This window comes from Endozoicomonas gorgoniicola (assembly GCF_025562715.2).
GTDB classification, from domain to species: domain Bacteria; phylum Pseudomonadota; class Gammaproteobacteria; order Pseudomonadales; family Endozoicomonadaceae; genus Endozoicomonas_A; species Endozoicomonas_A gorgoniicola.
Window position 1 is genome coordinate 2,184,111 of sequence record NZ_JAPFCC010000001.1, and the last position, 12,211, is coordinate 2,196,321.

8 protein-coding genes are annotated in these 12,211 nt (G+C 49.2%); 3 read left to right on the plus strand and 5 right to left on the minus strand.

Annotated features, from left to right (window positions below; genetic code table 11):
• Window positions 1-5: 5 nt before the first annotated feature.
• Complete coding sequence (locus NX722_RS09915; protein WP_262567850.1) at window positions 6-986, minus strand: RecT family recombinase; 981 nt, start codon at window positions 984-986, stop codon at window positions 6-8.
• A gap of 497 nt (window positions 987-1,483) precedes the next feature.
• Here NX722_RS09915 and NX722_RS09920 point away from each other — a divergent pair, with 497 nt between their 5' ends.
• Both NX722_RS09920 and NX722_RS09925 read left to right on the plus strand, forming a co-directional pair.
• On the plus strand, window positions 1,484-2,359 hold the full coding sequence (locus tag NX722_RS09920) for an amino acid kinase family protein (RefSeq protein ID WP_262567851.1): 876 nt from the start codon (window positions 1,484-1,486) through the stop codon (window positions 2,357-2,359).
• Between the two features lie 18 nt (window positions 2,360-2,377).
• Window positions 2,378-3,001 carry a hypothetical protein gene (locus NX722_RS09925; protein WP_262567852.1) on the plus strand — a complete coding sequence of 208 codons (624 nt, stop codon included), beginning with the start codon at window positions 2,378-2,380 and terminating at the stop codon, window positions 2,999-3,001.
• A gap of 40 nt (window positions 3,002-3,041) precedes the next feature.
• Here the strand turns inward: NX722_RS09925 and NX722_RS09930 are convergent, their stop codons facing one another.
• Both NX722_RS09930 and ltrA read right to left on the minus strand, forming a co-directional pair.
• Window positions 3,042-6,446 carry an ankyrin repeat domain-containing protein gene (locus NX722_RS09930; protein ID WP_262567853.1) on the minus strand — a complete coding sequence of 1,135 codons (3,405 nt, stop codon included), beginning with the start codon at window positions 6,444-6,446 and terminating at the stop codon, window positions 3,042-3,044.
• A gap of 591 nt (window positions 6,447-7,037) precedes the next feature.
• Window positions 7,038-8,303, minus strand: a complete 1,266-nt coding sequence (gene ltrA / locus NX722_RS09935; protein ID WP_262563619.1) for a group II intron reverse transcriptase/maturase — start codon at window positions 8,301-8,303, stop codon at window positions 7,038-7,040.
• A gap of 581 nt (window positions 8,304-8,884) precedes the next feature.
• Between ltrA and NX722_RS09940 the strand changes: the two genes are divergently transcribed.
• Entirely contained in the window at window positions 8,885-9,202 is a 318-nt protein-coding gene (locus tag NX722_RS09940; protein ID WP_262567854.1) for a hypothetical protein, read from the plus strand.
• Here NX722_RS09940 and NX722_RS09945 read toward each other — a convergent pair.
• Together NX722_RS09945 and panB are read right to left on the minus strand one after the other, a co-directional pair.
• The gene (locus NX722_RS09945; RefSeq protein ID WP_262567855.1) at window positions 9,179-10,195 is read right to left on the minus strand and encodes an integrase domain-containing protein; all 1,017 of its coding nucleotides are present in this window, start codon (window positions 10,193-10,195) and stop codon (window positions 9,179-9,181) included. The two genes, NX722_RS09940 and NX722_RS09945, sit on opposite strands and share 24 nt — an antisense overlap.
• A gap of 1,170 nt (window positions 10,196-11,365) precedes the next feature.
• Window positions 11,366-12,193 (minus strand): 3-methyl-2-oxobutanoate hydroxymethyltransferase, encoded by an 828-nt coding sequence (panB, locus tag NX722_RS09950; protein ID WP_262567856.1) that lies wholly within the window; start codon window positions 12,191-12,193, stop codon window positions 11,366-11,368.
• Window positions 12,194-12,211 lie beyond the last annotated feature (18 nt).

Below are 12,211 nucleotides of genomic sequence, written 5' to 3' on the forward strand. Positions count from 1 at the left end.
CAGCCTCATGCAACAGAAGCCGGTGGTACTGAAGCCGCCTGTGCTTCATCCAGCCGGAACAGGCAGTAATTCAGGGCATTGCCATCGTCCTTAAACCGCTCCTGGGCAAAACCCTGGGCGGCGGTAAAAGCCCCTGTCCCTTTAGCCCGATCTACAATCTGGTCGATAAACGACAACACTTGTGGTTCCAGATCGCTGGGTTCAGGTACTGCATCAGTAGCTACATTCTCTGCTGGCAGTAGTTCTCCTGACATTTCAGCCAACGCCTCATCCAGAACATCCGGTTCAGACGAAACTGGCTGTGGTTTCTCCTTTTCCTGATCACTGTCTGGCACAGCAAGCTTTGATTCGACTTCCCGCAGATCAGGTACCGGTTCACCCATCTGGGTTTCCAATATCCGCTCTGCTTCATCCGGTTCAAATAAACCACTGAGACCATAAGCAATCCTGATTGCCTGAATTTGCGACTTGTGCCGAAGCATGCGCTTTGGACAAGTCTGCCAGGGACCAGGAAACTTCTTACCATTCTTTATCACAGCAGGACGGTACAGCTCATCGAGATACTCACGCACCCGAATCGCATGTTCCCGATCTTTGCGATACACAATACATTCCATCCAAGGGTGACAGGCTTTCATATCTTCATCGAAAGTAATCAGCTCGTCGGGATAACTGAATTCCATACCATCGCTCTGAGGGTAGGAATTCATAATGGATGTCCAGCCATCAATTGAAATCACAGGCAGCACTCCGCCTTTACGGTCGGACAACGCCCATATCTGACGAATGAAGGGATTCAGCCCATAGGTGTCTGCCACAGACAGCAAAGACATCAGTTGCTCCCGGGTTGGAAGCGCACCGTTCTGTTGCCTGAATGCAGTCTGCGCCAAGGTATTCAACAACTCATCTTCACCAAAGCCATAACGCTCCGCAAAACGAGTCACTAAGTCATTAGCACTATCATGTACACCATTAGTGGTAGCCATAGAAGTTCTCCTTAAAACAAAAAGGCAGAACTTCCCTGCATGACAGAGAGGTTCTGCCATGCAGAAGGCGCAGAGTGTTTTTGACAAGCAATGGCAAGTCAGAAAGCTCATACGCCGTTTGGAATGTCACCAAAGTGACGGGAATGACAGGGCAGCGAAGAACACAAGCCCTTGGTAGAAAACCAGCTTTCGCTGTCAGCCTTCAAGCGTATCGAATGACACAGACCATTCAGCCAATCTCCGGAAAAACCACACTGCTACGAATGTCTGATCTGCCGGGTCAGCAGACATTCTAACCTGTGTGGCCGAACAACCTTTTCATCATAATCGTCACTGGCCTTACCCTGAGGGGAAGAAAGCCGGTTCCTGATGAGCAGGTAAAAGGAGAGTTAACTATAGGACAGCCGGATAGATATTCAATGCAGTTTGCTGTGCCAGTGATGCGAACTTTTCTCACCCTATATGATCAAATAGGGTGCGATGCAAACCAGTAGGTCATGCTGCTTTCGGTATCGAAACACGTAGATGGTCACTTTTCCATTGCCAGAATTGCCCGTGATCATCAGGTGATTCTGACCCATGGTAACGGGCCTCAGGTCGGTTTGCTGGCGCTGATGAATGACCACTATAAAGAGGTGGCGCCTTATCCACTGGACTCACTGGGGGCTCAGACCCAGGGGATGATTGGCTACCTGTTTGAACAGGAACTGCGTAATCAGATGCCAGGGCAGAAAGTGTGTGTTATGTACACACAAACCCTGGTCGACAGTGATGACCCGGCGTTTCCCGACCCTGATAAATTCGTGAGTCTGGTTTACGCACGTGAACAGGCTGACAGTCTGCTCAACGAGTACCCTGACTGGTTTATCAAAGCGGACGGAAAACATTTTCGTTGTGTCGTCGCTTCGCCCAAACCTCAAGCTATTCTTGAACTGGCTTCACTGAAACATCTGGTCAGTGCCGACGATATTACCGTGATCTGCGGTGGCTGTGGTGGCGTCCCCGTCAAACGAACCGGAGACGGACTGTTAAAAGATGTTGAAGCTGTTATCGATAAAGAGCGTTCTTCAAGCCTGCTGGCAGAAAAACTTAATGCTGATGCTTTCCTGATTCTGACCGATGTCGATGCCGTTGCCACACAGTTTGGACATCCGGACTCCAGAAATATTCGTACCGCAACCCCTGAAGGGCTGAACCAGTTCGATTTTGCCTCTGGTTCCATGGGTCTGAAAATCGAGGCTGCTGTCGACTTTGTCAGGCGCACAGGAAAGATGGCGGCCATTGGTTCCCTGAGTCGTTGTAGTGAAATTCTCTGCTCGGATTCAGGGACTATCATTCGACCCGGCAGTGATGGGCAGGTGACGTATTATTAACACATTTTCTCAACACGATTGACGGTAGGCGGCGTCAAGCAAAGTGAAACCCGCAACCCTTATATAGTGGACACTCTGGATTACCTGTTCTGCAAACCCCTCGATAGCCGGGAAGTGGAAAAAACACCCTGGAACTCCCTGAAATACTACACCAGTGCGATAACCAACAGGTTCGGGCTTTCTCTCTTTGCCGGAACACTTGCCGGTGGAACTACCCTTGCTTTTACAGCCGGGTGCAAGATGCTCAGCAATATGCCTGCCCGATACCTGCAAAACAACCCCGGGGCACTTACCGTCCCTGTCGCTACCATGATGCTAACGACTTATGTCTGTGGGCGGATTGGCCAGCAGGCAGGTAAGGCTGCCGACACACTGCTGGCAGACAGGCAGATCAGGAACGCAGCAACAGAGGAACCACAGGGCTTTCTGCAGAGAAACCGCTGTGCTGTCACACTGGCGGCACTGGGAGCCCTCTCAGCCCCGGCCATTATGCTGGCAGGTGTTCCTTCAGCCGCCGCTGGTATCGCTCTGCTGGAAAGGGGAGTAGTGGCTGCAACGGTGACTAACTCTATTGTCCAGGGAGCCCTTGGCTTTATAGCAGCTCATCTGGAAAACCGGGCGGCCAGCCTCAAAGCCAGTTAATAACATCCTTCCTACCAGATCGCTGGGAGCGCTCTTTCAGTTAAGAGGTATTCTGCGACAGGCTTCGGTCCATAGCCATAGACAGTAACTGCAAAATCTCGACGTTGTCTTCTTTGTTGAGTGCGACTTGCATAGCCCTATTGTCAACTTCGATGCCGGGCACTGCCAGCAACGCCTTAACGCACTCAACACTCGCCCTCACCCCTCCGGCTGCATAGTGCAATGGTGTCGAACCATTAATATCTTTCTCATTGACCTGGATGTCGTGTGCTTCAAGTAAAGCCTTAGTGCACATGACTTCACCGCCGCCGGCTGCATAGTGCAATGGTGTCGAACCATTAATATCTTTCTCATTGACCTGAATGCCGGATGCACTAAGTAAAGCCTCAGTGCACATGATTTTGCCGCCGCCGACAGCCTGGTGCAATGGTGTCACACCTTTATTATCTTTCTCATTGACCTGAATGCCGGATGCACTAAGTAAAGCCTTAGTGCACATGATTTTGTCGCCGCCGACAGCGTGGTGCAATGGTGTCCAGCCATTATTATCTTTATCATTGACTTGGGTTTCTGGCACATCCAGTAATGCATTAAGGCATTCGGTGAAGCCTTTTTGGGCAGCGTGGTGCAGGGGTGTTAAGCCATTACAATCCTTCTTGTTGACTTTGATTCCGTGCATTTTCAATAACTTGTTAAGGCATTCGGTGAAGCCATTTTGGACAGCGTGGTGCAGGGGCGTAAAGCGAGCATTATTACTCTGTTTGTTGACATCAATGCCGGATGCTGTAAATAGCTCCTTAATGCACTCTGCATGACCTCCTGAAGCTGCGAAGATCAGAGGGGTAAAGCCCTTATAATCCGCCATATTGACTTGAATGCTGGATTCTTTCAGTAGCTCATGAATGCACTCTGCGTGACCTCCTGCGGCAGCACAAATCAGGGGCGTCGAGCCCTGGTTACTGTGTTTGTTGACTTGAATGCCGGGTGCTTTTAATAGCTCCTGAACGCACTCTGCGTGACCTTTTACAGCAGCGTGGTGCAGAGCCGTATGACCCAGGGGATCCTCTTTGTTGACCTGAGTGTCAGGCGATTCTAATAGCATATGAACGCACTCTGTGTGACCTCCTGCGGCAGCGTGGTGCAGAGGCGTATGGCCTTTAACATTCGCCTTGCTGGTCTGGATACCAGGCGCTTTCAGTAGCTCGTGAATGCACTCTGCGAGACCTCCTTCGGCAGCGTGGTGCAGAGGCGTATAGCCTTCAACATTCGCTTTGTTGGCCTGGATACCAGGCGCTTTCATTAGCTCGTGAATGCACTCTGCGTGACCCCGTGAAGCAGCAGCCTGCAGTGCCGTAAAGCCCTTATTATCCGCCATATTGACTTGAATGCGGTGCTCTTTCAGTAGCTCCTGAATGCACTCTGCGCGACCTGATGCGGCTGCAAGAATCAGGGGCGTACGGCCATTATTATCCTTCGCATTGAACTGAATGAAGCGTACGCGAAGTAAGGACTCGACGCACTCTGCGTGACCGTTCCGGGCAGCGCTGTGCAGAGGAGTCTGACCCCATTTGTTTTTATGGTTAACCTCTCCACAGTCCCTATGGGCCAGAAGATGTTGCACCACATGCACTTTACCAAGGCGTGCAAAAACGCCGAGGAGGTTTTCTCCATTATTGTTGAGTCGACCTGTTAATTGATCGCAATGGCCCGTTAACAGGAGACGAGACATTGTGTCACCCTGTTCCAGAGTGTAAGCCTGTTCAAATAATCGTTGACAATCCTGAGGTGTCAGCAATTGGTCTATAGCCTCTTGTGAAAAGTTTGAGATTTGCCAACTGTTCAGACTTTGTGTGATCGGAGAAATATTGATTCCTTGCACACGGAGTTTTGACAGAACTGGCTCCAGTAATGGAGTGTCCACTAACCAGCGCAGAACATCCGGCGAAACGGGGTTTGTGCCGGAGCTGACCAACTGATCGACGACACGCCGACATAATTCCTCTTTGAAACCTCTCTCGCTGTGAGCCAGTTTATCGGTTAGTTGATTGGAAAGAGCCTGAATCACGGAGGGTGGTATTTTACGGAGTTGTTCACGGGTGGCGTCATGCAGGAAAAACGAAGCAATATCCCCGGCACTTTGGGTCTGTTCCATGGCCTGGATCAGTAAAGCGTGACCAACTTCTTCCCAGGTGCTGAAGTCAATGACCTGTAAATGGGAGAGTTGAAGTGAGTCGTGATTGCCCGCGTCAAAAGTGCACTCCTCTCCCGCACCCAGACAGTGGTCGTTGCGAAATACCCAGAAGAAATGCCCACCAATCGTTCCTATACAGGATTTCGAGTCAGCTTCGCCAGGAATGGCGGTGAGAACCTTAACCGATGAAGAGTCGCAGAAGTGGCCGGTGACCCAGGCCAGTAATTTTTCCCGGTAGCGGGCGAGGGAAAAATTACCCTCCTCTTTTTCTTCCATCAGTGTCCAGAGATTAAGGGATTGTTCCCCGGTTGTTTCCAGTAAATAGTTAACCGGTTTGCAGAGTTGATTTTCCAGTGCCACGGTTTTGTCCGCAGTCAGCTCGGCGGGAGCAATGTCGTTGGTTTCCCATGCTGACACACCCAGCTGTTGAAGAGACTCTTTAAGCTGGTCAGACCATTCATTCGCCATTGCCCGAAGAATAGTGCAACCGTTAACTGACAGTTTTACCTCAGAACAAAAACGCTGGACCAGGTCAGCGTCCAAATGGGTTGGAGCCAATGGATCAGAAACATGAGGAAGTCCCAGAGATTCACAGTAAAGGTTGTAAAACCCGTTACCCCAGTGGGTTTCCATACCTGACGGAATCATAGTAACGCCCTCTCGTTGGACTTGAAACACAAAAGAATCAACAAATTGTTTAAGCAGGCGTTTTTTTACGGTGAACAGTTTCGCGTCCAGCCCGTTTTCCCGGGATGCCTGGAAATAAAAAAAGTTGTGGCTAAAACGACCGTGAACGCCTTGCGGGCAAAGGTCGATACCGTACAGGCACTCATGGAGTAGAGAAGTGATATGTGTTTTTTGGGCATCGTTTTGAGAACCTTGTAAATTTTTAAGCTGGGTGACCAGTTGATGAATCTGGAAGCGGGTCTCACGATACAGGGGCCACAAGAATTGCCTGAGATGTTCCGGTGCTTTATCCAGGTTGTCCAGGAAAGTGTCTATTTGCCTGTCGTATTGATGGTCAACATAGTGGTAAGCCAGCGCCTTGAGTGCCTTAATATCATCCAGAAACCTGGATTTAATTTCCAGAAAGGAGTGATGAGACTCCAGTTCCTGATAACTACGCACGTCTGGCAATTCAATATAATCAGGCTGATGATCAGACGTTTGGGGCAAATCGTCTTCAGTGGACGAAGTGGGTTGCCAGGGCTGGAAAAGCCTTGAGGGAGCGCTTCTCATCTGGGCTGGGAACATGGTTGGAAAATCCTCTTTTCAGTCAAGTCACCCCGGCAGTAACCTGTGTAAAGTTACTCCATTTCCATACTTTCATGCGGTTGCTATTTAAATAGAAAACTCTTTGACCAATAAGGAGAGGACAAGTTCCACCTTGTCGGGGTCTTCGGGCAGAAAGACACTTATGGATCAAGGCTACGAAACCCTCTTCCTTCTGTGGCGATATCCTTTTTCAGCCAGGTAAGTGTCGCTCCTGTGTATATTCCAGCATCATTTATACCCCAGACAAGCATTAATAGATCAGACAGATAGCGCCACACCGCAAAAAGAAGCCGCTATCAAGGCTAGTTCAGGTGGAAGAAAACAGATTCGAATAACCCTCAGAGCCAGCATCGGATTCAGATTGTCAGGATGCCAGGGCCTGCGCCCGATCAAATATCGATATACAGTTCTAAAAACCGTATGTGATACACTCAGGATTCATAAAAAGGAGGCTATTAAGGAGAGCATCATGGCTAAATCCAAACATTAGGTAAGGCGGGGCTATTGCCCCGTCCTTCCCACAGAACCGTGCGTACGGACCTCGTACACGGCTCCTGCACTCTCTATCCCTTAACAATAAGGGGCAAGAACGCCCGTTTTAACGCCTTCCAAATTGAACAACTTTATCTCATTGAACCAGTTGTTCGGCATGGCTAAATGCGACAGGGGACTGCACGCATTTCTCCATGAACGCATTTTGATGTACTTAAATGGTGGCTTGTAACCCAGTTGCTTCAGCCGACGATGCAGCTTCGCTGGTTTCTTCCACTGTTTCAGTTGTAAACATCTCAGCCTGCGCCTCATCCATCCTGTCAGCCGTTTTAATTCACGACTACAGTTCGCTATCCTGAAGTAATTAGCAAATCCTCGTATCACAGGGTTCAGTTCTCGGATTACTCCTTCAAGGTTCGTTCCCCGATTCCTTTTCGTGATTCGCTTTACCTTTGCTTTCAGTGCGTTGAGCTTCTTTTCCTGTATGCGCGTATAGCTGCTCAGGATTTCAACTCCCAGAAATTTCACACCCTCGCCGCTATGGGCTATGTGTGTTTTATTCTGGTTGACCGTCAGTTTCAGGTCTTGCTCCAGTACTTTGGTCGCCACTTTCAGAGCGTTTTCTGCCGCTGCTTTGGAGCCACACAGAATCAGGATATCGTCCGCATAGCGGACAATCCTGTGCTTGCGTCGCATCATTTCCTGATCAAACGCATCAAGATAGACGTTTGAGATTAAGGGACTGATCACTCCGCCCTGTGGACTGCCTGTTTCCGTGGCTTCCAGTTGATAGCCAACCATCACCCCGCTTTTCAGGAACATTCTGATCAGGTTCAGGATGCTTCCATCTGCCACTTTGTGCCTGAACGCCTTGAGAATTAACTCGTGGTCGAGTCGGTCAAAGCATTTGGACAAGTCCATGTCCACCACCCAGCGTCTGTCGTACTTCCGTATGAACAGGGTCGCCTTGGTAATGGCTTGATGGCAGCTTCGATTCGGTCTGTACCCATAGCTGGACGGGTGGAAGTCCGGATCAAAGATCGGGGTCAGGATATTTAGAAGTGCTTGTTGGACGATTCGGTCTTTTACTGCGGGGATTCCCAGCAGACGCTTTCCACCGTCTTCTTTGTCGATTTCTACACGCTTTACCGGTAGCGGTTTGTAGCGCTTTTCCCGCAATTCAAGCAGTAACTGTTCAAGATTACCACGCAGATTCGAGGCGTAGTCGCTCAGGCTCTGCCCATCTATTCCGGCCGCACCTTTCGCTTTCCATACCTTTTTGAATCCGTTGTAAAGCGCTTCCATCGTCAGCAAGCGCCCATACAGGCTATAATATACTCTCATCAGTTACTGTCTCACGACAGACAGATTGCGCCATCCTTCTACTGTGGCCGGATTCTTCATGGACATTCACAGGCGTTCTGGCTCAAGGCAATCTACCTGCTACCTGTCCTTTACTCCCGAGCGCGGCTCTTTCTTTTAGCAGGATTGTTCCCAACCTCACCAGCCGAAGATGTCCTGCCTCGTCAGGCAGCTTGTGCGCTCACAGTGTCATTCCTGCGGTCTGACTGTTCTTTAAGAATGCTTCACCCCTTCGCAACATCTGCCGCTTTTGACGACACATGCCCTACAGTCACTCTGGCTGTAGTCATTCCGGTTTTGCCCTCCGAACGGTTACCCGCCTTCACAGGCCGGAATTTCATCACTACTACAGGATCATCTGCCACCTCACACCACTGTTACCCTTGAGTTTCCTCTTGCGATAACAGCCCCTGAGATTCAGAGATTGATGCCAGGCTTCCCCAGTTACTAAACGGTTCCCTGTCAGAAATGCCACCCTCAAGCACAGAGTTGGGACTGACTGAGTATCGGGCTTTGCGCTATTTCGCACGCTTGCCGCTCCCAACCTGCCGAATCAGGTTCGCTTGCGCTGTGTACCTCTGACTTCCTATGGCTTCCTTCAGACCCAACCGTTGGCCAGTTACGCCCTTGCCATTCAGATTGCCTTCCCCTCAGTCGGGGCGGCTCAGGCTTCTTTCAGCCTGACGGGTTTGCCCGCTTCGCTGGGCAAACGAAAACGCCCTGCATCGGCAGTGCTGAAACTTATGAGTGACCCCATGTTCAGACAGCGTAGGGAGAAGCTTAAAACCCGCTACAACCGTAATGAGAAACACAACGGACGGTCTGATTCCAGGTCGTACCAGAAAGCATTGAGTGAATCAGTGCTTCCTCGTGCGGCTTGAGTCAGCCTTTCTGTTTATATGGTTTCCTAAATAGGCAGACACTACCTGAATGCGGTTGTGACCTAACTGTTTTACGATGGCTTCTCTGGCCTGTTTATCTGCATTTTTATCGGGAATACGATCATCCCTGAAAACGGGTGCCAGACAGCCGGTTAACTGCTGATATTGCTCACAGGCAAAAGCCGCTCGCAGGTCATGGCGATTATTCAAGCCATATTTCTTCAGTACAGGACCACTGTGCATTCTTACTAAAGCCAGAAAATCCTCAATACGCTTTCCTTCAGGAATCAGGTTTCTGCCACTTCCCTGTAATCGTGCAGCCTGTGATAAAGCGATATGGGCAGAGTCTGATACCGGAACAAAACGCTCTGCCCTGGAAGGGCTTGTCGCTGTTGATTTACCACGCCCACCCTTGGTACCCAGCTCAATATCAATCTTCCTGTTCTCATGGCTTTGCTGCAGAGCTTTCTGGCAATCCAGCAGAACCGCTTCCCTGGAACGAAGCCCCAGCTCACGACACAAACCCAATACCGCAGCAATGCGCTCCCGTCCCGCCATGATTAATTCAGCCTGAGCCTGTGCCAGTTTTTCACGGCTTAACTCCGGTGGTTCGGTACGAGCTTTCTCACGGTTGGCCTGCAAAGCTTCGGAGGGATTGATTCGAATATCATTGTTATTCCGTAATGCTTTCATGACCACATTACAGGTCGATAACAAATTTTGTGCCGTAGCCACTGACAACGGTTTGCCCTGCCCTTCCAGCCTTGCCTGCAGGTAGAACGCATAATGCTTCAAAGTCTGGTTGTTTATCTGATGGGCTTCCCGAATATTCTGGGTTTTGCCCCAGGCGCAAAACTGCTTCCACCGCTGAGTATGGGTAGCTACCGTACAAAACTGATCTGGCATCATTCCTCTGAGCGCATTATGCCCAGCATAAGACAACTGTCGACCAAAGCCGAAATTATGGTCGTTGCGTGTTAAATATTGAGGCACAAAAGTATCCCTCCACCCATCTCTTTATCAAAAAAGGGGCACACTGGAAAATCAGTCCCATAACCCTGATCTAAGTTCAATGCGAAGCCACATCACGCAGTGGCCAAACGGGACAGCCTGTAACGCAAGGGTTGCGGGCAGTGACGCTCGTTGTACTGAGACAGTGAGCTTGGCTGATGCCAGCAGCTGAGGCGATGGCTGTTATAACCAATTCTGGAAATTGGCCGGGTTTAGCGAGTCGTCTGCTTATAAAAAAGTTCATCAAAACATCTGAAATTGCTGATAGAAGACGCTGGTCGATCTGTAGGGCACGGATACCAACGGATCAAGAGAGGGTCTCTCGAAACGGCTTTTTGAAAATGCACTGCAACCAAATTTCAGTACGTTTTTTTACCTGTGACCCGATGTAATGGGTGATGAAAAACACAGGTATCAGCACTCTGAAAAACGAGCAGCAAGTGAAGCAGGCCAATCTGACATGCAGACTAACCCAGTAGCCAGAGCGATTAAGCTCCAACAACATCGCAGCAGAGAATCTGCTGAGTGGAAAGACTCGCGAAGAGTGGTGGGTGCCTCACGGCAAAAGTGCGGTTCTGCAATCTATAGCGTCGAAGACATCGCTTCTCCAGTCGTTACAGAAACCGATATAGTAGAATCAAAAAGATAGCAGGGAAATCATTGAACTGCTCAGAGCGAAAAACACGCTCTGAGCAGTTCAAATGTCAGGATTTTACTTCAATCTTACGACTACCCCCCTGTGTCAGCATGATTGACGCCCTCCAAAGAGTCAGCCTCCACCCCGCCCGACAAATCAATGAGCTGATTCCCCGGAATTGGAAAGAGCGTTTTGGGAAAAATCCGTTAAAAGCGCCTCTGGACAAGTAGGGGGAGTCTGTACCCTGTTTGAACGGTTACCCTGCAGAACAGAAAGCCCCTGAATTTATAGAGTTGCCGGTTGCTCGATTGCAGCCAGTAGCAAAGGGTATTACCGGCTAAGCAAAACCTATGCGGCACAGTTAGCATTAAACGACAGTTCTCTCAGTAAACTCGGGCTTGTTTCCCTGAAAGACTTGTGGATCAGGTTTCACCATCCTCGGTGAATCGCCCGGTGCAGACCCGCACGCCGGTGTGATGTGGGGGCTGGAGGTTAGAGACCTCCGGCTACCCGATTTATGTGCGTTTTTTTACTCCAAAGCAATGTTCATCGGCTGGGAAGACGCCATTTCTAACTTCTCGCTCATACTCTGCAAATACTTCTTTGATAGTCGAACTTAGATCGACATATTTTTTTGCAAATTTTGGTGTGTAATCCGAAAACAAACCTAGCATATCTTCAGTGACTAGAACCTGACCATCACACTCAGGTGAAGCACCGATACCTATAGTTGGTATCGAAACAGATTCTGTAACTTGCTTGGCTGCATTTTCAAAGACTCCTTCTACAAGTAGTGAGAATGCACCAGCTTTCTCAAATTCTTTTGCTTCGTCAATAAGAAGTTTTGTCGCCTGTTTATCTCGTCCTTGGGCTTTAAAACCGCCCAAAGAATTGGCATGCTGTGGGCGTAACCCAATGTGAGGCATTACAGGAATCCCTCTTTTTACTAAGAATTCGACTGTTTCTACCATTTCCAAGCCACCTTCAATTTTAATTCCTTGGGCACCAGTCTCTATTAATACTCTTGATGCATTTTTATAGGCAACTTCTTTTGATTCTTGGTAAGTACCAAAAGGCATATCGACGATCACACATGATTTTTCTACTCCTCGAACAACAGCGGCTCCATGAGCAATCATCATATCCAGCGTCACAGGTAGAGTAGAGTCAAACCCGTAGGCAACCATTCCTGTAGAGTCTCCAACGATAATTAGATCAACATACGAATCCATCATCTGTGCCATTGGCTTCGTATAGGCAGTAAGAGAAACAATACAACCTCTACCCTTCATGCTTTGAATCTTCGTAGTAGTTGTTTTTTTAATTGATGTATGAGTACTCACTATTACTTCCTTTGTACT